This is a genomic window from Jannaschia aquimarina, from assembly GCF_000877395.1.
GTDB classification, from domain to species: Bacteria; Pseudomonadota; Alphaproteobacteria; order Rhodobacterales; family Rhodobacteraceae; genus Jannaschia; species Jannaschia aquimarina.
Genome location: NZ_JYFE01000025.1, coordinates 31,904 through 55,760, shown reverse-complemented (window position 1 = coordinate 55,760; position 23,857 = coordinate 31,904). Strand labels below are relative to the sequence as shown.

General features: G+C 66.7%; 18 protein-coding genes and 1 tRNA gene. 11 read left to right on the top strand and 8 right to left on the bottom strand.

Going from position 1 to position 23,857, the window contains the following annotated elements; translation table 11 throughout:
• Positions 1-27: 27 nt before the first annotated feature.
• The 6 genes from jaqu_RS06705 to jaqu_RS06680 all read left to right on the top strand — a co-directional run bounded on the left by jaqu_RS06705 (position 28) and on the right by jaqu_RS06680 (position 8,089).
• Positions 28-1,230, top strand: coding sequence for a glycosyltransferase family protein (locus jaqu_RS06705; protein ID WP_043918189.1), 1,203 nt, complete (start codon positions 28-30; stop codon positions 1,228-1,230).
• 11 nt (positions 1,231-1,241) lie between these two features.
• Entirely contained in the window at positions 1,242-2,462 is a 1,221-nt protein-coding gene (locus jaqu_RS06700; RefSeq protein WP_043918188.1) for a glycosyltransferase family 4 protein, read from the top strand.
• Entirely contained in the window at positions 2,462-3,610 is a 1,149-nt protein-coding gene (locus tag jaqu_RS06695) for a glycosyltransferase family 4 protein (RefSeq protein ID WP_043918187.1), read from the top strand. The genes jaqu_RS06700 and jaqu_RS06695 overlap by 1 nt, the downstream gene beginning before the upstream one ends.
• Positions 3,610-5,424, top strand: a complete 1,815-nt coding sequence (locus jaqu_RS06690; RefSeq protein WP_043918186.1) for an ABC transporter ATP-binding protein — start codon at positions 3,610-3,612, stop codon at positions 5,422-5,424. The genes jaqu_RS06695 and jaqu_RS06690 overlap by 1 nt, the downstream gene beginning before the upstream one ends.
• Before the next feature lie 4 nt (positions 5,425-5,428).
• Entirely contained in the window at positions 5,429-7,525 is a 2,097-nt protein-coding gene (locus jaqu_RS06685) for an aminoglycoside phosphotransferase family protein (RefSeq protein WP_161793837.1), read from the top strand.
• A 123-nt stretch (positions 7,526-7,648) separates the two neighbouring features.
• Positions 7,649-8,089, top strand: coding sequence for a DUF302 domain-containing protein (locus tag jaqu_RS06680; RefSeq protein ID WP_043918184.1), 441 nt, complete (start codon positions 7,649-7,651; stop codon positions 8,087-8,089).
• 53 nt (positions 8,090-8,142) lie between these two features.
• Here the strand turns inward: jaqu_RS06680 and jaqu_RS06675 are convergent, their stop codons facing one another.
• Together jaqu_RS06675 and hisA are read right to left on the bottom strand one after the other, a co-directional pair.
• Complete coding sequence (locus jaqu_RS06675; RefSeq protein ID WP_043918183.1) at positions 8,143-8,421, bottom strand: hypothetical protein; 279 nt, start codon at positions 8,419-8,421, stop codon at positions 8,143-8,145.
• The gene (gene hisA / locus jaqu_RS06670; protein WP_043918182.1) at positions 8,418-9,137 is read right to left on the bottom strand and encodes a 1-(5-phosphoribosyl)-5-[(5-phosphoribosylamino)methylideneamino]imidazole-4-carboxamide isomerase; all 720 of its coding nucleotides are present in this window, start codon (positions 9,135-9,137) and stop codon (positions 8,418-8,420) included. The genes jaqu_RS06675 and hisA overlap by 4 nt, the downstream gene beginning before the upstream one ends.
• Before the next feature lie 124 nt (positions 9,138-9,261).
• Between hisA and jaqu_RS06665 the strand changes: the two genes are divergently transcribed.
• Both jaqu_RS06665 and jaqu_RS06660 read left to right on the top strand, forming a co-directional pair.
• Positions 9,262-9,639 (top strand): DUF2147 domain-containing protein, encoded by a 378-nt coding sequence (locus jaqu_RS06665; protein ID WP_043918181.1) that lies wholly within the window; start codon positions 9,262-9,264, stop codon positions 9,637-9,639.
• A 239-nt stretch (positions 9,640-9,878) separates the two neighbouring features.
• Positions 9,879-10,496, top strand: a complete 618-nt coding sequence (locus tag jaqu_RS06660; RefSeq protein WP_052500819.1) for a Flp family type IVb pilin — start codon at positions 9,879-9,881, stop codon at positions 10,494-10,496.
• Here the strand turns inward: jaqu_RS06660 and hisH are convergent.
• Entirely contained in the window at positions 10,493-11,125 is a 633-nt protein-coding gene (hisH, locus tag jaqu_RS06655) for an imidazole glycerol phosphate synthase subunit HisH (RefSeq protein WP_043918180.1), read from the bottom strand. The genes jaqu_RS06660 and hisH overlap by 4 nt on opposite strands.
• Positions 11,122-11,709 (bottom strand): imidazoleglycerol-phosphate dehydratase HisB, encoded by a 588-nt coding sequence (gene hisB, locus jaqu_RS06650; RefSeq protein ID WP_043918179.1) that lies wholly within the window; start codon positions 11,707-11,709, stop codon positions 11,122-11,124. Before hisB ends, hisH begins: the two co-directional genes overlap by 4 nt.
• Before the next feature lie 171 nt (positions 11,710-11,880).
• On the opposite strand from hisB, the gene jaqu_RS20540 reads away from it, so the two are divergent.
• Positions 11,881-14,463 carry a Hint domain-containing protein gene (locus jaqu_RS20540; protein WP_052500818.1) on the top strand — a complete coding sequence of 861 codons (2,583 nt, stop codon included), beginning with the start codon at positions 11,881-11,883 and terminating at the stop codon, positions 14,461-14,463.
• Positions 14,464-14,524: 61 nt separating this feature from the next.
• On the opposite strand, the gene jaqu_RS06640 is transcribed toward jaqu_RS20540, so the two are convergent.
• From jaqu_RS06640 to jaqu_RS06625, 4 genes are all read right to left on the bottom strand, one after another.
• A tRNA-Gly gene (locus jaqu_RS06640) sits at positions 14,525-14,599 on the bottom strand.
• A gap of 145 nt (positions 14,600-14,744) precedes the next feature.
• Positions 14,745-15,482 carry a Flp family type IVb pilin gene (locus tag jaqu_RS06635; protein WP_043918178.1) on the bottom strand — a complete coding sequence of 246 codons (738 nt, stop codon included), beginning with the start codon at positions 15,480-15,482 and terminating at the stop codon, positions 14,745-14,747.
• 158 nt (positions 15,483-15,640) lie between these two features.
• Positions 15,641-19,081, bottom strand: a complete 3,441-nt coding sequence (locus tag jaqu_RS06630; protein ID WP_043918177.1) for a pyruvate carboxylase — start codon at positions 19,079-19,081, stop codon at positions 15,641-15,643.
• Between the two features lie 225 nt (positions 19,082-19,306).
• Positions 19,307-20,164, bottom strand: a complete 858-nt coding sequence (locus jaqu_RS06625; protein WP_043918176.1) for a LysR family transcriptional regulator — start codon at positions 20,162-20,164, stop codon at positions 19,307-19,309.
• A gap of 90 nt (positions 20,165-20,254) precedes the next feature.
• Between jaqu_RS06625 and jaqu_RS06620 the strand changes: the two genes are divergently transcribed.
• Positions 20,255-21,031, top strand: a complete 777-nt coding sequence (locus jaqu_RS06620) for an aldo/keto reductase (protein ID WP_043918175.1) — start codon at positions 20,255-20,257, stop codon at positions 21,029-21,031.
• Positions 21,032-21,185: 154 nt separating this feature from the next.
• Positions 21,186-23,618 (top strand): ATP-dependent helicase, encoded by a 2,433-nt coding sequence (locus jaqu_RS06615; protein ID WP_043918274.1) that lies wholly within the window; start codon positions 21,186-21,188, stop codon positions 23,616-23,618.
• The last annotated feature ends 239 nt before the right edge of the window (positions 23,619-23,857 follow it).

Sequence of the window (23,857 nt, the reverse complement as noted above, 5' to 3'; positions counted from 1 at the left end):
ACGCCGCACCAAGAGAGGAGCTCGGAAATGTTCATCGACAGATCGATTTCACGACGCCCCAGGGTCGCGCTTTATTCGCACGACACGCTCGGCTTTGGACATTTGCGCCGCAACCTCCTTCTTGCGCGTCGCCTCCGCGACCTGCCACAGGCGCCCGATGTCCTGCTGATCGCCGGAATGCGCGAGGCGGGGGCCTTCGATCTTCCCGAAGGCGTCGATCTGCTCAGCCTGCCGGGCTACGCGAAAGATTGCGGCGGAACCTACGCCGCGCGCCATCTGGGTCTGTCGCTTTCGGAATTGGCGTCCCTCAGGTCGCAAACGATCCGCTCTGCGCTGCTTGGCTACAAACCAGACCTCGTGGTGGTCGACAACGTGCCCCTTGGGGCTCAGGGAGAGTTGGAGCCGGCGCTTCAGGCGCTGCGCGCCGCAGGTGAAACGCGGATCGTGCTCGGCCTGCGCGACGTGATCGACGATCGGCGCAAGGTACGCAGCCAGTGGATCCGCGCACGCAATTTCGAGACCCTCCGCGAGCACTACGACCAAGTCTGGATCTACGGCGATCCCGGGTTCTACGATCCCGTCGCAGAATATGGGCTGGGCGAAGCGATCGCGGCGAAAACACGCTATACTGGGTATCTGCGCCGCGATGTGCCTGCCACTTCGGGCGTGACGGATGCCGGGCGCGCCTCGGACGAGGCGCCGCTCGTGCTCTGCACCGTCGGGGGTGGACGTGACGGCGTCGCGCTGGCCGAGGCCTTCGCCCGCGCCGCGCTCCCTGACGGAATGCAGGGCCTCTTGGTGACCGGGACGCAGATGGATGCGGCCGCGCAGGATCGGATCGCAGACCTGGCCGCACGAAACCCGGCCATCACCGTCGTTCCGTTCATGAAGGATCTCGTGTCCGTGATGTCCGGCGCCGAGCGGGTGATCGCCATGGGCGGCTATAACACGATCTGCGAGATCCTGTCGCTCCGCCGGCCGGCTCTGATCGTGCCCCGCACGGCACCCCGCCGTGAACAGGCAATTCGCGCTGAACGTCTGGCGGCGGTCGGTGCGCTGGACATGCTGCTGCCCGACGATCTGACGCCCCGCGCTCTGACGGATTGGCTCGCCGGACCGGCTTGCGCCGGGACGGGCGACCTGCGGTTCGATCTGAATGGGCTGGACCGCTTCGCGGCCTTCGCATCCGAAGCGCTGAGACTCGCCGAAATCGCAGTGCAAGCCGCCTGAGGAGAGATGCCATGCCCATCGAGCCGCCCAAGGTCGGATACGTTCTCAAACGCTATCCCCGCTTCTCGGAGACATTCGTCGTCAACGAGATCCTTGCCCACGAAGCGGCCGGCTGGAACCTGGAGATCTTCGCGCTCGGCCCCGTCGAAGAGACGCACTTCCAGGATGCGATCGCACACGTACGCGCGCCGGTCACACGGTTGATCCGTCCAGAACGTTCCGGTGCGGGTTGGTCGATGCTCATGCGGGCGGCGCAGCGATTTCCCGGCGCGGTCGAGGCGCTCGCGGCGCAGGGCGCTTCCCATGGCGATGGCATGCAGGCGCTCGCCTTGGCCTGCGAGGCGCGGGAAAGGGGCGTCACTCACCTTCACGCGCATTTCGGGACGCAGGCCGCCAGCGTCACCCGGCTCGCGGCCAGGATCGCAGGCCTGAGTTGGAGCTTCACCGCACATGCCAAGGACATATACCACGACTATGCCGAACCGGTGCGTCTGAACCTCAAGATGCGCGAGGCGGATGCGACGATCACCGTCTCCGACTACAATCTCGCCCATCTGCGGACGCTGGCGGGCAGGGACGCGGATCGGACGATCCGCATCTACAACGGCCTCGACCTTAGCCGCTTCGACCATATGCCGCCCGGATCCGACGCGCGCGAGATCCTCGCCGTAGGGCGGCTGGTCGAGAAGAAGGGGTTCCATATTCTCCTCGAAGCCTTGCTGGTGATGAAGGAACGGGGCCGCCCCCACCCGTGCCGGATCATCGGATCGGGCGAGGAGGAGGCCGCCCTGCGCGAACAGATCGCTGCGTCCGGGCTGGAGGATATCGTGACCCTCGCCGGTCCGATGGCCCAGTCGGACGTGATCGCGGCAATGCGCGGGGCGGCCGTTCTGGCATGCCCCTGTGTGGTCGGGCGCGACGGCAATCGGGACGGGCTGCCGACCGTCGTGTTGGAGGCCATGGCCCTCGGGCTCCCGGTCGTGTCCAGCGACGTGACGGGCCTGCCCGAAATCGTGCGCGATGGGCAGACCGGCCTGTGTGTGCCCGAAGGCGATCCGCTCGCACTGGCGGATGCGCTGGGGCGCATGGTCGGGAACGACGACCTGCGCATGTCCGTCTCGTCGGCGGCTCGCCGTCTGATCGAGGCGGAGTTCGATATCGACCGGAATGCCGCCCGACTGCGCGAGGTCTTTTTAGGCGCGGCGGCGCCCAGGCTGGAAGGCGTGGCGTGATGCGGATCGCTTATCTCTGTACCGATCCAGGCATCCCGGTCTTCGGCACCAAGGGTGCCTCGGTCCATGTCCAGGAAGTCTGCCGCGCCTTTCTTCGCCGCGGCATGGACGTGACGCTGATCTCACCCCGGATGGAGGGCGATGTTCCCGACGGCCTGCAAGGGCTGACCCGCATGCCGCTTCCGGCTTTGCCCGGAGGCGATGCGGAAGGCCGGGCGCGCGCCCTTCTCAGGCAGAACGACACCGTCACCGAAGTGCTGGCGAAAGCGCGGCCCTTCGACATGATCTACGAGCGGCATGCGCTCTTCGCTCATGCCGGTATGGAATACGCCGACGCCACCGGAGCGCCCGGCCTCTTGGAAGTGAACGCACCTCTGATCGAGGAGAGCCGGCGGCATCGCATCCTTCCCTTGCCCGGCGAAGCGGAAGTGGCCGCTCGTCGCCAGTTCCTCTCGGCTCGGGCGGCCATCGCGGTCAGCTCCCCCGTGGCCGACTACGTACGGGATTTCGGGGCGGACCGTGTCGAAGTGATCCCCAACGGCATCGACCCCGCGCGGTTCCCGCCGACCGCACCGGCGGATGGTCCGTTCACGATCGGCTTCCTCGGAACCTTGCGACCCTGGCACGACGTCGCCACGATCATCGACGCGCTGGCTCTGATGGAACGCGCGGAACCGGACGCCAGGGTGCTGATCGTCGCTGACGGGCCCGAGCGGGCAGCGTTGGAAGCGCAGGCGCGCGATCTCGGTGTTGCGGACAGGGTGAAGTTCACTGGGACCGTCCGCCCCAAGGACGTCCCCGGCTGGCTCGCCCAGATGCATGTGGGTGTCGCCCCCTATCGCGCCTCGGATCCCTTCTATTTCTCTCCGCTGAAGCTGCGGGAATACATGGCGGCTGGTCTGCCGGGGGTGGTTTCGGATGTCGGCGATCTGGCCGAAGCGGTCCGCGAGGGCGGCATCGCCGTGCCGCCGGACGATGCCGAGACACTGGCCCGCATCCTGATCGCACTTGCCGCGGATCCCGACTACCGGCACCGTCTGGGTGCCGCGGGCAGGGCGCATGTGCTGGCGCATCATTCCTGGGACCGAGTGGCGGGACGCGTCCTCGACCTCGCGCGCGAAAGTCGGGTCACGGCCGGCGCAGCCTGATGGCGGACCCGTCCCTGACCGACAGCCTGCCAGGCCTGCGGCACGTCCTGCGCAGACTCGCCCCCTATACCGCGCGCAACAAGGCGCTCGTCGCGGGCGGGGCAGGGGCACTGCTGGCCGGTGTCGCATTCAAGCTGCTGGAGCCGTGGCCGCTCAAATTCGTGATCGACCATGTCGTCACATCGGCGGGCGGGACCGATCCGATGGGCACGGCGCTCGATCCGATGACGCTCTTGCTGAGTTGCGCGGCGGGGCTGCTTGCAATCGTGGCCCTGCGCGCGGCGTTCGAGTATCTTGCCACGATCGCCTTCGCGCTCGCTGGAAGCCGGATCTTGACGGAGGTCCGGGCCGACCTGTTCCGGCATTTGCAGGCCTTGCCGCTCTCCTTCCATACCGGAACGCGGACCGGAGATCTGACGGTGCGGCTGATCTCCGATATCGGAATGCTGAAAGAGGCCGCGGTCACGGCCCTGATGCCGCTTGCGGTAAACGTCCTTGTTCTTGCGGGCATGGTCGCCGTGATGCTCTGGCTGGATTGGCAATTGGCGCTGATAGCGCTTCTGCCTCTGCCGATCCTCTATCTCGCCTCGCTCCGCATGGGACGGCGGATCCAGGGGATAAGTCGCAAGGTCCGCAAGACCGAAGGCGCCATGGCCGCGACCTCGGCCGAAGCGCTGGCCGGCATCCGCACGGTGCAGGCGATGGGATTGGAGGAGAAGGTCGCCAGCCAGTTCGGCGCGGCGAACGCGCGCAGCCTGGGCGAGGGGGTGAAGGCGAAGCGCCTCGCCGCAGGATTGGAGCGGTCGGTGGACGTTCTCGTGGGCGTGAGCCTCGCGCTCGTCCTGCTCTTCGGGGCGCGGTCCGTCCTCGATGGGCGGATGACGCCCGGCGACCTTATCGTCTTCATCACCTACATCAAGAACACGTACCGCCCGGTCCGAGGCTACGCAAAGCAGGCGGCCCGCCTCGCGCGCGCGACCGCCGCCGGCGAGCGGGTGATCGAACTGCTCGACCGGCCCGTCGCCATCGCCGACCGTCCCGATGCAAGGGCGGCCTCGTTTCCGAACGGCGCGATATCGCTGGAACGCGTGTCGTTCCGGTATGACTCTGAAGGCGCCCCGGTGCTACAGGACGTATCGCTCGACATCCCCTCGGGCCAGTTCGTCGCTGTCACCGGCCCGTCGGGTGTGGGGAAGTCGACCCTGGCCTCTCTGATCCTGCGTCTCGCCGAACCTCAAGCTGGCGCGTTGCGCATCGACGGTGAGGACGTGCGGGACGTCACGCTCTCCGGCCTCCGTCGTCATATCGCCTTCGTCCCGCAAGAGACGTTGCTCCTCCGTGCGAGCGTGGCGGAGAATATCGCACTTGCCTCCGGGCGCGACGTCACGCGCCAGGAGATCGAGGACGCAGCCCGACTTGCCGAAGCGCATGGTTTCGTCTCGGCGCTGCCACAGGGCTATGACACCGAACTGGCCGAGCGGGGCGCGACCCTCTCCGGGGGGCAGCGGCAACGGCTCGCCATCGCCCGCGCGGCGCTGCGGAACGCCCCCATCCTGATCCTGGACGAACCGACGGCGGGACTGGATCGGAAGGCATCCGTCGCCGTCGAGGAGGCGCTCATCAGGCTGGCCCGGGGGCGTACGACCATATTGGTCACCCATGACCTTGCCCTTGCGTCCCGCGCCGAAAGGGTGGTCGTACTGGATCGCGGGCGGATCGCCCAAGATGGCGCGCCCGGCACGCTGCGCGACCGGCCGGGCGCGTTCGCGGATCTTCTCCAGACCGGTGGCCGAAGTGATATCGCCGCCGAATGAGCAATTGATCCGCCGTGACTCGGCGCTGCCTGGCCTCGCGCTTTTGCTGGACGATGTGGCGCTGGCCGAGGCGCTGGGAACGTCCAGGATCGAGCGCCTGTACCTGCGCTACAAACCCGGTACCAGTTGCCGCGTCGCGGTCCGGAAGGCGGACCACAGTATCGAGGTTCTCAAGGCCGTGCCGCGCAAGCGCTTTGCCCGGAAGCAAAGCTCAGGCGACCTGTCCGGGCTGGCGATCCATCGCAAAAACCCCGCGAAGGATCAGGCGCTCCCCGGCGCACGGCACTTCTTCGGCAAACCGCACCGCATCCTGCGCCCGCTGTTCGGGGATCATCCGCTCGCCAGAGGTCGGATCGAGATCCTGCGATACAAGGCCGGGCGGCGCCTGGTCGCGCGCGTCACGACATTCGGCCAGGCGGCGCTCGTCAAGCTGCACACGCCCTCCGGGTTCGCACGCGCGCAGGCGGGGGCAGTACGCAGCGATCTGCTGGGCCACGCCCCGCTTCTGGGGGCGGACGCTTCGTTGTGCGCAATTGCATGTGGTTGGCTCGACGGGGCGCCGGTCGATCTGGCCGGGCATCGCGCAGCGGGAGAGGCCTTGGTCCGCCTCCACGCCGCGCCATCTCCGGGGGGCTTTGACGAGGCTCCGGGTGAAAGTGCCGAAACCCTGCGCCGGATCTGCGCGTACGCCGCCAATCTATTGCCAGAATTGGAGGACCGGCTGGCATCCGCCTGCGACGCCGTCCTGCGCAGCCTCTTGGCCTCCCCCGGACGCTTCGGATCGGTCCACGGCGATTTCAGTGCCGATCAAGTCCTCGTCGCGGCGGACGGCGCACGGATCGTCGATTGGGACAGGGCAGGCCGGGGCGATCAACTCGTCGATCTGGGCAGCTATCTGGCCCGGCTGGACATGGACGTGCTGGACGGCACCCGATCGGCCGCGGAGGCGCGGCAGGCGGCGGCGTCCTTTTTGTCCGGATATGGTCCGGACGCCGCCGCGATGGCCTGGATCGCCTCGCAGCACGCCGCGCATCTACTCCGGCTGGTGACAGAGCCGTTCCGCCGCCAACTGCGCGACTGGGACGAGATGACGGCGGCGCTTCTGCGGCGCGTCGCCGATGTGGTGCCCCGCACTACGGAGCCGATCGATGCGGCGATGCCGACGCTGGCGGAATGCCTCGACCGCAGGGCCATGGCCTCCGTCGTCGCGGCGACCGGGGTGGAGTTGACGGGCTCACCGGAATTGCTGCGCCACAAGCCGGGACGCCGCGCGATTGTGCGCTTGCCCTGCGCCGCAGGGGATCGGTTGATCAAACTCCGGGCCAAGGGGCCCGACCGCGCGACACCGGCGCTGCATCATACGCTCAGAGAGGCGGGCTTCGACGGAAGGGCGGCCCCCTTCGCCATCCCCCGTGCGTGGCCCGGCCCGGACCGGTTGGACGCCTTCCTGATGGAGGCCGTTGCGGGAGAGCCACTGGCGGATCATGCCCGGCCGGGCCGGGATGCCGCGCCGTTCGAACGTGCAGGGCGCGCCCTCGCCGCACTGCATCGTCTGGACGTTTCGCTACCGCAAGACTGGGGCCTGGCCGACGAGTGGGCCGTCCTTTCCCGGGCTCTCCGTCAGGCGGCAGAGCGCGAACCGAAACACAAGGATCGCATCGACAAGCTCGCTTCAGAACTCAGGCGCGAACTCGACCGTCTGTCGGATGCGCGGCCGGTGCCGCTGCACCGGGACTTCTATTTCGATCAGATCCTCATCGACGGCGAGCGCATGTGGCTGGTCGATCTGGACCTGATGGCGCGGGGACACCCGGCGATCGATCCCGGAAACTTCACGGCGCATCTGGAGGAGCTGGCCCTGCGCCGAGATGGCGATCCGACGACGCTTCGGCCCCAGATCCATGCGTTTCGAGAGGGGTATGCGGATGCCGGTGGCCCTGCATCGGGGGACGATATCGACCTGATGCATCGGATCTCGCTTGCCAGACACCTCGCCATCTGCTTGCGGATCCCTGGGCGGACAGAAGCGTTTCCACGGCTGTTGCACCATCTGGCCCCGACCGCCCAATCGCTGTCCGCAGCTTCCGCGCGATCAGCCTGACCGGCAGATCTCTCGCGCATTGCAGCGAACCGCGCATCGCGCTTCCGTCACCGCGATGTGATCGGGACGGCGCGCAAGATCGTGCAGGGTGCTGTCACATCCCGATCACGAAGGAGCTTCGGCATGATCAGATCGCTTACCCTCGCCCTCATCCTTGCGGGCGCGCCCGCCATGGCGGAGATCGTCACCAAGCCGTCGCCGCATTCCGTCGGCGAGACGGCCGACCGCCTCGTCGCCGCGGCCGAGGGGGCGGGCGCCACGATCGTGGCCCGTGTGCTGCATTCTCAGGCCGCTGCCGGAGTGGACATGGAGCTTGCGGAGGCTGAACTGGTGATCTTCGGAAATCCGCGCGCCGGTACTCCGGTCATGCAGCAGGACCTTCGCGCCGGTGCGGTCCTTCCGCTGCGCGTGCTGGTCCATGCGGACGGGGACGCGGCGGCCGTCACTTATCAGAGCGCGGAAAGCCTCTTCGCCGGGCTGGATGTGGATCTGTCTTCGGAGGCTGCAATCCGGATCGATGGTGCGCTCTCGACCCTCACCGATGCGGCCGTCGCATCCGACTAGCAGTCGGACGGGCATGTAACCGGTGCCTTGCGGCGTTCCCCGTCCTGGCGACCCTAGCGGCGCTTCGCCCGCCACGGATAGGCCACCGCGAGGAAGGTGGCGGCCGCCAGGACCAGCGGCAGGGCGCGGTGCCAATCCGCGACCTGCAAGGCCCGCGCCGTCTGCACCCCTCCGTCATCGGCACAGAATGCCGCCCAAGAGGGCCACCAACCGGGGAGCCAGCCCACCGCACAGGCTTGCGCGTCGAGAAAGGCCGCCATCCCGAACCGGGCTGCGACATAGACCGCGCCCGCAAGAACGACTGCCAATGCCATCCGGGCGGCGGGGTTCATCCGCGGCAGACGTCGAGCGCGGCGCCCAGGTCGATCGCACCATCATAGAGCGCGCGCCCGGATATGGCGCCCGCCACGACGCCGGTCGCCTTGAGCGCCCGCAGATCGTCCAGCGACGAGACACCGCCCGACGCGATCACGGGGATCGAAACGGCACGCGCCAGCGCCTCCGTGGCGGGGACATTCGGTCCGCCCATCGCGCCATCCCGGTCAATATCGGTATAGATCAGCGCTGCGACGCCGGCATCTTCGAAGCGGCGCGCGAGATCGGTGGCCTCGACATCGGTCTCTTCCGCCCAGCCGCGCGTCGCGACCTTTCCGCCGCGTGCGTCGATGCCGACGGCCACCTGGCCTGGAAAGGTGCGCGCCGCCTCGCGAACCAGATCCGGGTCTTCGACGGCCACCGTCCCCAGGATTACCCGACCCAGCCCGCGGCCGAGCCAGCCCTCGATCGTCGCCATGTCCCGGATGCCGCCCCCGAGTTGCGTGGGCACGTCGATGGCCTGCAGGATCGCTTCGACCGCCTCGCCGTTCACGGGCCGACCGGCAAAGGCGCCGTTCAGGTCGACGAGATGCAACCATTCGCAGCCTGCTTCAACGAAGCTGCGGGCCTGGGCGGCCGGGTCGTCGTTGAAGACCGTGGCCGCCTCCATCTCTCCCCGCAGGAGACGGACGGCCTGGCCGTCCTTCAGGTCGATGGCAGGGTAAAGGATCATGCGCGCCTCCGGGATCTCGACCTCCTGTGCCGCAGCCTGACGGGATATTAAAGCCCGTGCCGGTACGTCACACTTGCGCCGGGCGCATCGGGCTGGCGATTGTCACCGCGGGAGGACCAAAGACATGAAGAGACTTTTCCTGATCGCCGCCGCCACGTTCGGCTTTGGAACCGCCGCGCTGGCCGACCCCGTCTTGGGGCTATGGCGCAGCGAGCCGGGTGAGACCGGCGGCTACGTCCACGTCCGGATCGCGGGATGCGGCGGAAAGGTCTGTGGCACGATCACCGAGGTGAAGGGCAATTCCAACACCTCGATCGTCGGACGCCAGATCATTTGGGACATGCAGGCACGGGGAAACGGCCAGTATCGCGGCGGCAAGATCTGGGCGCCGGATCAGGACAAGACCTACAACTCCAAGATGACCATGAACGGTAACTCCTTGAAGGTAGAGGGGTGCGTCACCGTCTTCTGTCGTGGCCAGACCTGGACGCGCATCAACTGATCCGCGATCACGCCTTACCGATCCGATTGAACGGCCCGCCTCGGCGGGCCGTTTTTCGTTGGCCCGACTTTTGGTCAGGCCTGCTCGGCAACAACCCGCCGCCCGGGCCAACTTCGTTCGACACGAATTCGTCTCAAGCCTTAACGAAGCCACGATTCGATCACGCGGACGGCACTGCGGTCCGCGACAAAGAGTCTGCGCCGATGATCGGCGATTGTAGCTGGTGTTCGAGTTGATCCGTGTTCAAGGCGAGAAAAAGACTGACTGACTTCCTGAAAGATGAGCGGGGTGCCGTATCGGTCGACTACGTCGCCGTCACGGCGCTTATCTGCGGCCTCGTCATCATGGTCGCGGCCCTGGTGAAGGCCGGGCTGGACGCACAGAGCGGGATTCTCGCGGAGAGGCTGACAACAATTGAAATCGAGACGACGTTCGATTCCACGAATGGCGGCGCAAGCAGCGGGGGCAGTTCCGGAGGGGCGAGCTCTGGTGGCGGCGGTGCATCTTCCGGCGGTGCGTCGTCGGGCGGTGCGTCGTCGGGCGGTGGCTCGAGCAGCGGAGGCGCCAGCAGCGGCGGCGCGTCCGGCGGAGGATCGGGCGGGAACGCGGGCAATCCCGGCAACGACAAGCCGGTCGGCAATGGCGGAGAGAACCCGAACGGCCAGGACGGCTGGGGCGGTGGCAGCAACGGCCAGGGCGACACCAACGGCGGCGGGAATGACGGCGGACGCGCGAACGCCACCGGACCGTCGGGGGGTGTCGGCAATCCCGGCAACGACAAGGCCGTCGGCAATGGTGGCGAGAATCCCAACGGAAAGGGCGGTTGGGGTGGCGGGTCGAATGGACGCTCCCGCTAGGGCGTCCATTCGAGGAAGTTGGCGATCAGACGCAGCCCCGTGCGCTGGCTCTTTTCCGGGTGGAACTGGGTCCCCGCGATATTGCCACGCGCGACGATCGCCGTGACGTCCCCGCCATAGGAGGCGTAGGCCAGCCGGTCTTTGGTGTCGGTCACCTGCATCGCATAGGAATGCACGAAATAGGCATGATCGCCGGAGCTCAGTCCGTCGAGCAGGGGGTGTGGCTGTTCGATCACCAGATCATTCCAACCCATATGCGGCACCTTCAGGCCCGGAGCGGGAATTCGGTCGACCGTGCCCGCGATCCAGCCCAGACCGGGCGTCTCCTCGAACTCAAATCCCGCCGTCGCCAGAAGCTGCATGCCCACGCAGATCCCCAGAAACGGCACGCCCCGGCTCTCCACCGCGTCGCGCAAGGCTTCTTCCAGCCCGTCCACGCCGGCCAAACCCCGTCGGCATGCAGGAAAGGCACCATCTCCGGGCAACACGATGCGATCCGCCTGTGCCACCGCGTCCGGATCGGACGTGACGGCGATCCGGGCGCCGGATCCTTCGGCCGCCATCCGTTCGAACGCCTTCTGAGCCGAATGCAGGTTGCCGTGGCCGATATCGACCAGGATGCAACTCACAACGTCCCCTTGGTCGAGGGGATGGCGTCGGATTTGCGCGGGTCAACGTCCAGCGCGTCGCGCAGGGAACGCGCGACCGCCTTGAAGCTGGCCTCGGCGATGTGGTGGCTGTTTATGCCGCGGATCAGATCCACATGCAGCGTGATCCCCCCATGGGTCGATAGCGCCTGGAAGAATTCCCGCACCAGTTCGGTGTCGAAGGTGCCGATCTTCGCGGACGTCATCTCCACACCCCAGCCCAGCCACGGCCGCCCTGACAGGTCGAGTGCGGCGCGGACCAAGGTATCATCCATCGGCAGGGGGCATTCGCCGTAGCGGCGGATGCCACGCTTGTTGCCCATCGCCACCGCAAGGGCCTGGCCGATGGCGATGCCCGTATCCTCGACGCTGTGGTGATCGTCGATATGCAAATCGCCCTTGGTCGAGACGGTCAGGTCGATCAGGGCATGGCGCGCGAGTTGGTCGAGCATGTGGTCGAAGAAGCCCACGCCCGTGTTGCAATCGTAGGCCCCGGTGCCGTCGAGGTCGATCTCGACCACGATCTCCGTCTCGGCCGTCCGCCTTTCGATCCGCGCCTTGCGCATGCCGTACCTCCTGAAGTCGCGCGGCTTATAGGCAGGGCAATCGGGGCGCGAAAGGTGATTCCTTTCGGTCCCGCTGCCACTCCGGGGGCCTGTCAACGCCAAATTGCGACCAGAAAGATAAAGTACGAGTCGAGTGTCCGAATAATTTAACGAGTAGCGAAACGGACCTGGATGCCCACCTACAACCTCCGCTTCTATGGCGCCGACCCGCGTCTGATCTTCGGCACAGGTGTCGGGGACGAGGCCGTCTATGGCGGCCCCTCCGTGGCGGACGTGCTGGCGACGGTGGTGGACAACGGCATCGGGACCGAAGCGGACTTCCTTACGGATGACAACCGCTCGGAGACGGCGACCGCGACCATCGTAGATGGCGGCACCACGACGACCGGCCTGATCGACGCCGAGGAAGCATGGCTGGTCCGCGACACCGTCACCGGAGAGACGATCCGCGTGGTCCGCGTCGACACGGTCGGCGACGATTACATGCTGACGTCGGCGCCCCTCGTCGAAGGCCGCGCCTACGAGACGATCGGCTACGACGGCCTGCCTGCGGACAATGACGGCTTCGGCTTCGCCTATGCCGAGTTCAACGATGGCATCGTCACCGGAACGAATGGCGACGACGTTATCGACCGGGACTATACCGGCGATCCGAATGGCGACGTGGTCGACGGGAACGACCAGATGGGGACAGGCCGCCAGGAGGGGTCGTTCCAGTGGTCGGATTACGGGACCGGCACCGATCTGTCCGGCAGCCAGACCCAGGTTTCGGGCGACGTCGAGGTTACCGTCACCACGGGCCTTGCGGCAGGCACGACCTTCACGGCCACCGATACGACGATCTTCGTTCCCGGCGATGTCGATATCGCGAGCGACAGCTCCGCCTGGCTCTTCGCGAACGGAAACCAGGCCGACAGCACGCTTCAGATCGACTTCGCGGCGGCTCAGGGCGCGGACGTCACGGGCGAGGTGCAGGACGTCCGCTTCCTGATCACGGATATCGACGGTGTGGTCGATGCCGCGAACAACTTCCAGGACATCGTCACCGTTCTCGCCTTCGATGCCGAGGGCAACGCGGTCGAGGTCGCGCTCACGGCGCTCGGCAATGACAGTGTGTCCGGCAATACAGTCACGGCCCTCATCGACAGCGACGAGGGGTTCCAGGCGGATGGGGCCGCCCTCGTCCAGATCGACGGACCCGTCGCGCGGATCGAGCTCATCTACGACAATGGCGGAAATACCCAGCAGGCCGTCTACGTCTCGGATATCCACTTCGCGACCGTCCAGACCGGCGGCAATGCGGACTCGATCGAAGCCGGGGCCGGAAACGACAGCGTCTTTGCTGGGTCCGACGATGATACCGTCGACGGGGGTGTGGGCAACGACACGCTGGATGGCGGATCTGGCGACGACAGCCTCATCGGCGGCGGCGGGCGCGATCTGATCGAGGGCGGAACGGGCGACGACACCGCCTTCGGGGAAGGCGGCAACGATACCCTGTCCGGCGGGGCCGGGAACGATAGCCTCGATGGCGGCGGCAATTCCGACAGCCTGCTGGGCGGCGAGGGCGATGACACCCTGATCGGCGGCAACGGCTCCGACACGCTGGAGGGCGGCGAGGGCGCGGACAGTCTCGATGGCGGCATCGGGTCCGACCAGCTCGACGGCGGTGCCGAAAATGACACGCTGGATGGCGGCAACGGCACCGATACGCTGAGCGGCGGCACGGGCGACGACCTGATCCTCGGCGGAGGCGGCGACGATACCCTGTCGGGTGGCGACGGCGCCGATACGCTTGATGGCGGCAACAATTCCGATGTCCTGTCCGGCGGTGCGGGGGACGATGTCCTGAGCGGCGGGACGGGTCGCGACACGCTGGACGGCGGTGCCGGGGCGGACGTGCTCGACGGCGGGGACGGCGACGACAGCCTGACGGTCGGAGGGGGCGATACCGCAACGGGGGGCGAGGGGGATGACCTCTTCATCCTTGACCCGGCCGCCTTGGATGGCGATCCGATCACCATCGTCGGCGGCGAAACCGGCGAGACCGCAGGCGACACGCTCGATTTCAACGGCCAGCTTCTGCAGGGCTCGATCGTCTACAGCAACACGGACGACGCGGCGGGCGGCTTCTCCGGCACGGCCGAACTGCTGGACGGGACGATCGTCACCTTCAGCGAGATCGAGACGATCATCTGTTTCGTGGCAGGAACGCGCATCGCGACGCCCCATGGTCCGCGCGCGGTCGAGACCCTGCGCGAGGGCGATCTCGTGTTGACGCGCGACGCAGGGTTGAGGCCGATCCGCTGGACCGGGCGCCGCGACGTGGCAGCGCGCGCGTCCCAGGCCCCGGTCACGATTCGCGCGGGCGGGATCTGGGGAAACCGGCGCGACCTGCGCGTCTCTCCCATGCATCGCCTGCTGGTCGCGGATTGGCGCGCGCAATTGCTCTTCGGAGAGCCTGAGGTCCTGGTCCCCGCGCACGTCCTCGTCGACGGAGAGCGCATCCTGCGCGCCGACGCGTCAGAGCGCATCACGTATCACCATCTCATGCTCGATGATCACGAAGTCATTCTGGCCGAGGACGTTCCCTGCGAGAGCTTCCTTGGCGGAGACGAGGCGCTGCGGGGCCTCGATCCCGCCGACCGCGCGCGTCTCATCGCGTTGCGTCCCGATCTGGCCTGCGGATGCGGTCTGCGACCGGCACGAACGCTGCCCAAACCTGCACATGCACGCGCGCTGGCTGTCGCCTGAGAGCCGGGAATATCGAAAATGAAAACGCCCCCGGCCATCTGCGGCCGGGGGCGTTTTCAATTGGAGCGGGCGATGAGATTCGAACTCACGACCCTTACCTTGGCAAGGTAATGCTCTACCCCTGAGCTACGCCCGCCCCTTTCGGTGAGAGCGGAGATAGGAAAAGCGAAAGACGGGCGCAAGGGCTATTTTCAAGCCGCTGCGCCCGTTGCTCAACCCGTGCTCCAGCCGTCAAAGTTCGAGGCCGGACCGGATCCGACTCCGCCGCGTATTCCAGTCCGTCAGGACTGGTCGACGCCCGTGATCGAAAAGTTGTCGATCCCGTAGCTCTCATAGTTGTGGTCGCCCTGGTTCTCGCCCTGATTGGCGGTGGAGCCAAAGCCGAACGTGACCGCGTCGTCGGGATCGTCCAGGGTGATCTTCACGATCGTATGGGTGTCGTCCAGTTCGCTGTCCGTGGCGGTGTTCGGATCTCCGTAGCCGCCGAGATTGTCACCGGTCGAAACAGTCGTCGTCTCGATGGTGACGCCGTCCACCGAACTCGTGACCAACGTCGCATCTCCGCCGGTGACCCGGCCGACTTCCACCCCGTTGATATAGAAGATCCCGGCGTCCCCTTCGCCGATGCCGTCGAAGGAGAAGAGATCGAAGGTGATCACTGACTCATCGACATTGGACGCCATGATGAAGTCGTGGCTCACGCTTTGCTCGCCGCCCGGTGTGCCGGTGATGTGACCGAGAATCTCCCCGAACCCCGGGACGTCGTAAACACCGCCGCCAGTCCAGCGGCCTGCTCCGTCCCCGAACGTATCGGAATGCGCCCCGTTTGCGCCGGCGCGGACGATCTCGGAATTGGTCAGCTCCTCGGAGATGTTGTCCGAATGAATTCCGAGCGCCGCCGCAAAGCTGTCCTTGCTCGCGATGATGATCCCGGTGATGAGAGCGGTGAGCACCACCCACTCGACCGTGATCGCGCCGATTTCATTCGACTGGAAACGAGAGAACGCATTTCGGCGCATTGAGAAGACTCCTGACTTCGTCGGCTTCTGTCCTCGCTACGTCGCAAATGCGGCGGGAACCGCGGCGGTTTGGTGGCGGAATGCGGGCGACAGGTTGCAAGTCTAGCGACGATAGGCCCGGCGCGCCCGGCATGTCGCCTGCGCGGCAACGTATCGGGTCACTCGAGTTCGACAAGCAGGTCCTTCGCGTCGATCTGGGCTCCGGGCGTCACATGGATGCGCGCAACCTTGGCGTCGCGCTCCGCATGAAGGCCTGTCTCCATCTTCATCGCCTCGATCGTGAGCAGCAGATCGCCTTTTTTCACGCTCGCACCCTCGGAAACCGTCACGCTGGCGACGACACCCGGCATCGGTGCGCCGACATGAGCCTCGTTCCCCAACTCCGCCTTCGGGCGCCGGGCCGCGCTGCCTGCGACCTTGCGGTCGGGCACTCGGATCACGCGGGGCTGGCCGTTCAACTCGAAGAAGGCGCGGACCTCGCCGTCGTCATGCGTTTCGGAGACCGCCTGGAGCCGGATCTCCAGCGTCACGCCGGGGTCGATCTCTGCCTCGATCTCGTCCCCCGGCTCCATCCCGTAGAAGAAGACGGGCGTCGGCAGGGCGCGGACGGGACCATAGGTCTGATGCCGCTCCGCATAATCGGAAAAGACCTTGGGATACATCAGGTAGCCGTTCAGATCCTCGTCGTCGATCGTCTGTCCCAGCTTCTCGGCGATCTCCGCGCGCACCGCTTCCAGGTTCACGGGATCGAGATGCTTGCCTGGTCGATCGGTCGCCGGTTTCTCGCCCTTGAGCACCTTCTTCTGCAGCTTGGCGGGCCAGCCGCCGGGCGGTTGTCCCAGATTGCCGCGCATCATGTCGATGACGCTGTCGGGGAAGGCGACCTCGATCTTCGGATCGAGGACCTGTTCCACCGTGAGCCCCTGCGCCACCATCATCAGCGCCATGTCACCCACCACCTTCGAGGACGGCGTGACCTTGACGATGTCGCCGAACATGGCGTTCACGTCCGCGTACATCTGCGCCACTTCGCGCCACCGGTCCTCAAGTCCCATCGAACGCGCCTGCGCCTTGAGGTTGGTGAACTGCCCGCCCGGCATCTCGTGCAGGTAGACTTCGGACGACGGCGCCTGCATCCCGCTCTCGAAGGCCAGATACTGCGCGCGCACCGCTTCCCAGTAGTCGGACATGGCCCAGACGGTCTTGAGGTCGATCCCCGTGTCGCGCGGATGCCCCCTCAGGGAATTGACTACCGTGCCGAAGGTCGCCTGCGAGGTGTTCCCCGACAGCGCGTCCATCGCGACGTCGGCGGCATCGACCCCGGCCTCGGCGGCCGCGAGGATCGTCCCGCAGGCGATCCCCGCCGTATCGTGGGTATGGAAGTGAATCGGCAGGCCGACCTCGTCCTTGAGAGCCTTGAAGAGGGCCGTTGCCGCGGCCGGCTTGAGCAGTCCGGCCATGTCCTTGAGGCCGAGGACCTGCGCGCCGGCGGCCTCAAGCTCCTTGGCCATATCGACGTAATACTTCAGGTCGTATTTCGACCGATCCGGGTCGAGGATATCGCCGGTGTAGCAGACCGTCCCTTCGCAGACCTTGCCGGTCTCGATGACGGCATCCATCGCGACGCGCATGTTCTCGACCCAGTTGAGGCTGTCGAAGACGCGGAAGACATCGACGCCGGTCTCGGCGGCCTGTTTCACGAAGGCCTGCACGACATTGTCGGGATAGTTGGTATAGCCGACCCCGTTCGATGCGCGCAGCAGCATTTGCGTCAGCAGGTTGGGCATCGCCTTGCGCAGGTCGCGCAGCCGCTGCCACGGGCATTCCTGCAGGAACCGGTAGGCGACGTCGAAGGTGGCGCCGCCCCAGCATTCGACGCTGAAGAGCTGCGGCAGGTTCGCCGCGTAGGCAGGGGCGGCCCGTACCATGTCGATCGACCGCATCCGCGTGGCCAGCAGCGACTGGTGCCCGTCCCGCATGGTCGTGTCGGTCAGCAACAGACGATCCTGTGCGAGCATCCAGTCGGCGAGGCCCTTGGCGCCCTCGCGTTCGAGGATCTGACGCGTCCCGTCCGGTGGCGTATCGCGCAACTTCTCCGGTGCGCGTGGCGCCCGGATGTCGGCGGGCGGGCGCGGCCGGCCTGCCGTTTCCGGGTGCCCGTTCACCGTGATGTCGGCGATATAGGTCAGCAGCTTCGTCGCCCGGTCGCGGCGGGGCCTGAAGTCGAACAGATCCGGCGTCTCGTCGATGAACTTCGTCGTGTACTGGTTCGACAGGAAGGTCGGGTGCTTCAGCAGGTTGATGACGAAGTCGATATTCGTCGTCACCCCGCGGATGCGGAACTCGCGCAGGGCGCGGTCCATCCGGGCGATGCAGGCCTCGGGCGTCTTGGCCCAGGCCGTGACCTTGGTCAGCAGGCTGTCGTAGTAGCGCGTGATGACCGCGCCGGAATAGGCGGTGCCCCCGTCGAGCCGGATGCCCATCCCCGTCGCGCTGCGATAGGTCGTGATCCGCCCGTAATCCGGGATGAAGTTGTTGGTCGGGTCCTCGGTCGTGACCCGGCACTGCATCGCGTGCCCGTCGAGCTGGACGTCATACTGGCTGGGCACGCCGGTGGCTTCGGTCAGGCTCTTGCCCTCGGCGATCAGGATCTGTGCGCGGACGATGTCGATGCCCGTCACTTCCTCGGTGACGGTATGCTCGACCTGAACGCGAGGGTTAACCTCGATGAAGTAGAATTCTCCCGAGTCCATATCCATCAGGAACTCGACCGTTCCCGCGCATTCGTAGCTGACATGCTCGCAGATGCGCTTGCCCAGATTGCAGATCTGTTCGCGCTGGGCGGGCGACAGATAGGGGGCAGGGGCCCGCTCCACGACCTTCTGATTGCGCCGTTGGACAGAGCAATCGCGTTCCCACAGGTGATACATCGCGCCGTGCTTGTCGCCGAGGATCTGCACCTCCACGTGACGGGCGCGCTGGATCATCTTCTCCAGATAGCCTTCGCCATTGCCGAACGCGGCCTCGGCCTCCCGGCGGCCTTCGAGGACCTTCTCCTCCACCTCCTCCTCTGAGAAGATCGGCCGCATGCCCCGGCCGCCTCCACCCCAGGACGCCTTGAGCATCAGCGGATAGCCGATCTCTCCGGCCTCCTTGCGGATTGCGGCCATGTCGTCGCCAAGGACCTCGGTCGCCGGGATGACGGGCACGCCCGCCTCGATGGCGACCCGGCGGGCGCTGGCCTTGTCGCCGAGTGCGCGCATCGTCTCGGCCTTGGGGCCGATGAATGTGATCCCGTTCGCCTCGCAGGCATCCACGAATTCCGGGTTCTCCGACAGGAGCCCATAGCCCGGATGGATCGCGTCGGCCCCGGACTCGCGGGCGACGCGGATGATCTCCGGGATCGAGAGGTAGGCCTGCACGGGCCCCATGCCCTCGCCGATCTTGTAGGCCTCGTCCGCCTTGAACCGATGCAGGCCCAGCTTGTCCTCTTCGGCGTAGACCGCCACCGTCCGTTTGCCCAGTTCGTTGGCGGCGCGCGCGATACGGATGGCGATCTCGCCGCGATTGGCGATGAGGATCTTCTTGAACTCGGCCATACGGTCCCCCCTGGGTCGATGACGGTTTGGTAACGTCAACGCTGCAACGCGGCAACTCCGGGGAAGTGGGGAGGGGGCGCGGCCTCTGCTCGATCGGGCTGGTCCGCCGACGGAGTGATTGGAGCGCACTAAGGACGTCGGGTCGATTGAGATCGCGGCGATAGTCGCCTTGTGGAACTTGGGCTAGAATCTCCGACGACTTCCGAACGCGGCCCGCAGGCATCGTCAGGGGCTCTGCGACGTGACCGTACCTCGCAATCCCGCATCGACCGCCTCGACCAGTGCCGCAAGCCGCCGGGTCCGTCGCTCGGGGGACCAGGCCAGGTGGACGGGCAGGGCCCGGTCCAGCGTGTCGAGGCGCACGACACGGCCGCTTCCCAGCGCGTCTTCCATGTACCAGTCCGGGGCGATCGCGACGCCGACGCCCTCGGTCAGGGCGCGCCCGACGACCGCGACGGAATTCGTGTTCAGGACCGGCTTCACCTCGAGCATCCGTCCGTCCAGCGGGATGCGACGCCCTTCGAACGGACCCAACGTGATCCACGGGCAGGCCTCCAACGGACGGCCTGCGAACCGCGGATGGCCCAAAACCGACCGGTGCACGTCGCCGACATGGCGCACCACGAGCCGGTCGTCGGGAACCGGCCCGACCCGGATCCAGAGGTCGCACCCCACCTCATCCATCCGGATCGCCTCATCGTTCAGTTGCCAATTGAGCGTCACGCCGAGGTTTTCGGTGCGGAACCGGGCGAGCACGGGCACGAGCGCGGTCTGACCCAGCGCGATGGGTGCGACGACATGGAGGGGGCCCGACAGCGCCTCGCTTTCAGACAGGTCTTCGGCCAGCCCCTCCCATGCGGCCAGCATCCGACGTGCGCGGGGGACCAGCATCCGTCCCGCTTCGGTCAGCGCGATGGAATGGGTCGTGCGGTGCAGAAGCGACGCGCCAAGATCGGCCTCCAACCCGTCGATGGCGCGGGTCACCGTCGGTTGGCTGACGCCCAGATCCCGCGCCGCTGCCGTGAGGCTGCCGCGCTCGGCCACGCGGAGGAACGCGCTCAGACGGTCGAGCCGGTCCGGCATGATGCAGAAAATGAATATCCACTTTTCATGCCATGCCTGTACCGTTTGGCCGCTTTGGCGTCCAGTTTGATCCCCGAAAGGAGATCCATCATGACAACCTTCATCTTCATGGACGGCAGGACCATCGACCGCATCGGCATGGGTGTGATGCGCCTCACGGGTCAGCCCGGGAACTTCGGACCGTATCCCGAATGGGACGCTGGCATCGCCCTGTTGCGCGAGGCCGCGAATGCGGGCGTCCGCCTCTTCGACAGCGCGCGCGCCTACGGTCCGCGCCATGCAGATCGTTTGCTCGGCGACGCGCTGGGCGAGGATCCGCGCGTGATGCTGGCTACCAAGGGCGGCATCGACAAGCTCTCCCCGACCGATCTGCAGCGCGATGCGTCGCCCGCGGTGCTGGATCGGCAGATCGCCGACGCGACCGAGGATCTGCGCCGCGTCCCCGATCTGTTCCAGTTGCATTGGGTCGACCCCGAAGTGCCGCTGGAAACCTCGGTCGAGGCATTGGCACGGGCGCAGTCCGATGGCCGCATCCGCAGGATCGGGCTCAGCAACGTGTCGCTTGACGAATTGGAGCGCGCCAGCCGGATCGCGCCCATTTCCAGCGTGCAGAACCGGCTGAACCTCGAAGATGCGGAACATCGGGAAATGGTCGCCGAGACCGCCGCGCGTGGCATCGCGTTCCTGCCCTACGGTCCGCTCGGCGCGGCCCCGATGAAACCGGGCGCCAAACTGGAACCGGGCGAGGCGCTGGGCTGGCTGGTCCGCCTTGCGCCGAACGTCATCCCCATCCCGGGCACCACGCAGGCCGCGCACATGCACGCGAATATCGAGGCGATGCGCGCCGCGGCCCTGGAACGGGCGTGACCTCGACGAGGCGGGCGGCGGTCCGTGGCCGCGTCGCCCGCCTCGGGTGCGGAGCAAGGTCGGCATGGCGGACGGCGCGCCGGCGCGGGGAAAGACTGGAACACATCGCGAACGCCTCCTTCCCATTCGGGTCCGGTCGCCCTACCTTGCGACCATGACCGATCTCGACGAATCCGAGGCCTTCGAGGGTGCAAGCCTGTCATCGCGTGCGATGGCTGCGCGGCCGGCGCCCTATCTGGACGGGCTGAACGAGGCGCAGTTGCGCGCGGTGAACACGCTCGACGGGCCGGTGCTGATGCTGGCGGGCGCGGGCACAGGCAAGACCCGCGCGCTGACGGCGCGGATCGCGCATCTGCTGATGCAGGGAAAGGCGCGTCCGAACGAGATCCTCGCCGTCACCTTCACCAACAAGGCCGCCCGCGAGATGCGCGAGCGGGTGGGCCGCATGATGGGCGAGGTCGCCGAGGGAATGCCCTGGCTGGGAACCTTCCATGCGATCTGCGTCAAGCTGCTGCGCCGCCATGCGGAACTGATCGGCAAAACCCAGATGGACCCGTTGCTTGAGGGCGCGACCCGCGACATCCACCTCAAGTCGAACTTCACGATCCTCGACACCGACGACCAGACGCGGCTGCTCAAGCAGCTCATCCTCGCTGCCGACATGGACGAGAAGCGGTGGCCCGCGCGGCAGCTTTCGGGGATCATCGACCACTGGAAGAACCGCGCCTGGACGCCCGACAAGGTGCCCGAGCACGAGGCGGCCGCCTTCGACGGTCGCGGCGTCGATCTCTACCGGCGATATCAGGACCGCCTGCTGACGCTGAACGCCGTGGATTTCGGGGACCTGCTGCTCCACGTCATCCGCATCTTCCAGGAACATGACGACGTGTTGGAACAGTATCGGCGGTGGTTCCGGTACATTCTCGTTGACGAGTACCAGGATACCAACGTCGCGCAGTATCTCTGGCTGCGGCTATTGGCAGGCGGGCATCGCAACATCTGTTGCGTGGGCGACGACGACCAGTCGATCTACGGCTGGCGCGGTGCCGAGGTCGGCAACATCCTGCGCTTCGAGAAGGATTTCGAAGGGGCCGAAGTCGTGCGGCTGGAGCAGAACTATCGCTCCACCCCGCATATTCTGGCCGCCGCCTCGGGCGTCATCGCCTCGAACAAGGGTCGGCTGGGCAAGACGCTGTGGACGGATGCCGATGAAGGCGAGAAGGTCCGCCTGATCGGCCATTGGGACGGCGAGGAAGAGGCCCGCTGGATCGGCGAGGAAGCCGAGGCCATGCAAGGGGGCACGCGCGGGATGCGGCCGTTCTCGCTCGACGACATGGCGATCCTCGTGCGCGCCGCCCATCAGATGCGCGCCTTCGAGGACCGGTTCCTGACCATCGGTCTGCCCTACCGTGTCATCGGCGGTCCCCGCTTCTACGAACGGCTCGAGATCCGGGACGCGATGGCCTATTTCCGCCTCGTCGTCTCGCCGGACGACGATCTCGCCTTCGAGCGGATCGTCAACACGCCCAAGCGCGGTCTCGGGGACAAGGCGCAGGGCACGATCCAGCGCATGGCGCGGTCGAACGGCGTCTCATTGCTTGAGGGCGCGAAGCTTTGCGTGCGCACCAAGACCATCGGTGGCAAGGGCGGGGCGGCGCTCAAGGAGCTGTGCGACGGCCTCGATCGCTGGCGGGCGGAGCTCTTGGATGGCCGCGATCACATCCACCTCGCCGAAGAGATCCTGGACGAAAGCGGCTACACGGGCTTCTGGCAGAACGACAAGACACCCGAGGCGCCTGGCCGCCTGGAGAACCTCAAGGAACTGGTCAAGGCGCTGGAGCAGTTCGAGAACCTGCAAGGCTTTCTCGAACATGTCTCGCTGATCATGGACAACGATGCGGGCGCCGAGGAAGAGCCGAAGATCACGCTCATGACGCTGCACGCGGCGAAGGGGCTCGAATTCCCGGTTGTGTTCCTGCCCGGGTGGGAGGACGGCCTGTTCCCCTCGCAGCGCTCGATGGACGAAAGCGGCCTGAAGGGACTCGAGGAGGAACGGCGGCTTGCCTATGTCGGCATCACCCGCGCCGAGGAGGTCTGCACGATCTCCTTCGCCGCCAACCGTCGGGTCTATGGGCAATGGCAATCGGCACTGCCCAGCCGCTTCATCGACGAGTTGCCGCAGGACCATGTGGAGGTGCTGACGCCGCCGGGGCTTTACGGTGGCGGCTTTGGCGCGACCGGGATGGCGGCGGCGCAGAAATCGGCGATGGGCGGCGGCGTGGACAGCGATCTGGAGGATCGCGCGACGCGCGCCGACGTCTACAATTCCCCCGGCTGGCGCCGCCTGCAGCAGAACGCGACGCGCCCCGTGCGTCAGCCCACCGAGGCCAAGAACCTCGTCATCGACGCGAGCGCCGTCAGCGCCTTCGCCGTCGGGGACCGTGTCTTTCACCAGAAGTTCGGCGGCGGCGAGGTGATGGGGATCGAGGGCGACAAGCTGGAGGTCGAGTTCGACCACGCCGGAACCAAGAAGATCGTGGGCCGGTTCCTGCTGGCCGAGGCGCAGGCGGGCGACGTTCCGTTCTAGGGCTTCCGGTGCCTCTGTCGTCTGTGCGTGCGCCGGCGAGGGGCCAGCCCCTCGCGCTCCCCGGGATATTTGAGAAGCGAAGAAGGGGCGATTTCTGCCTAGTCTTTACGCTTTGCTAACCGCTCTGGCCGATTTCTTTCGACCGTTCGAACACCGAAGAAGACGACAGGGGGCGCCCGACCCGGCGCTCCGCCCACATGATCATCGGGTGACGAGCCGGCATCGAGCCGGACGAGCCC

Bases quoted from the DNA above. Each gene is read 5' to 3' on its own strand.
- jaqu_RS06625 (WP_043918176.1), bottom strand. From the start codon at position 20,164: ATGCCGGACCGGCTCGACCGTCTGAGCGCGTTCCTCCGCGTGGCCGAG.
- jaqu_RS06705 (WP_043918189.1), top strand. From the start codon at position 28: ATGTTCATCGACAGATCGATTTCACGACGCCCCAGGGTCGCGCTTTAT.
- jaqu_RS06695 (WP_043918187.1), top strand. From the start codon at position 2,462: ATGCGGATCGCTTATCTCTGTACCGATCCAGGCATCCCGGTCTTCGGC.
- jaqu_RS20540 (WP_052500818.1), top strand. From the start codon at position 11,881: ATGCCCACCTACAACCTCCGCTTCTATGGCGCCGACCCGCGTCTGATC.
- jaqu_RS06630 (WP_043918177.1), bottom strand. From the start codon at position 19,081: ATGGCCGAGTTCAAGAAGATCCTCATCGCCAATCGCGGCGAGATCGCC.
- jaqu_RS06665 (WP_043918181.1), top strand. From the start codon at position 9,262: ATGAAGAGACTTTTCCTGATCGCCGCCGCCACGTTCGGCTTTGGAACC.
- hisA (WP_043918182.1), bottom strand. From the start codon at position 9,137: ATGATCCTTTACCCTGCCATCGACCTGAAGGACGGCCAGGCCGTCCGT.
- jaqu_RS06615 (WP_043918274.1), top strand. From the start codon at position 21,186: ATGACCGATCTCGACGAATCCGAGGCCTTCGAGGGTGCAAGCCTGTCA.
- jaqu_RS06700 (WP_043918188.1), top strand. From the start codon at position 1,242: ATGCCCATCGAGCCGCCCAAGGTCGGATACGTTCTCAAACGCTATCCC.
- jaqu_RS06635 (WP_043918178.1), bottom strand. From the start codon at position 15,482: ATGCGCCGAAATGCGTTCTCTCGTTTCCAGTCGAATGAAATCGGCGCG.
- jaqu_RS06675 (WP_043918183.1), bottom strand. From the start codon at position 8,421: ATGAACCCCGCCGCCCGGATGGCATTGGCAGTCGTTCTTGCGGGCGCG.
- jaqu_RS06680 (WP_043918184.1), top strand. From the start codon at position 7,649: ATGATCAGATCGCTTACCCTCGCCCTCATCCTTGCGGGCGCGCCCGCC.
- jaqu_RS06620 (WP_043918175.1), top strand. From the start codon at position 20,255: ATGACAACCTTCATCTTCATGGACGGCAGGACCATCGACCGCATCGGC.
- hisB (WP_043918179.1), bottom strand. From the start codon at position 11,709: ATGCGCAAGGCGCGGATCGAAAGGCGGACGGCCGAGACGGAGATCGTG.
- jaqu_RS06690 (WP_043918186.1), top strand. From the start codon at position 3,610: ATGGCGGACCCGTCCCTGACCGACAGCCTGCCAGGCCTGCGGCACGTC.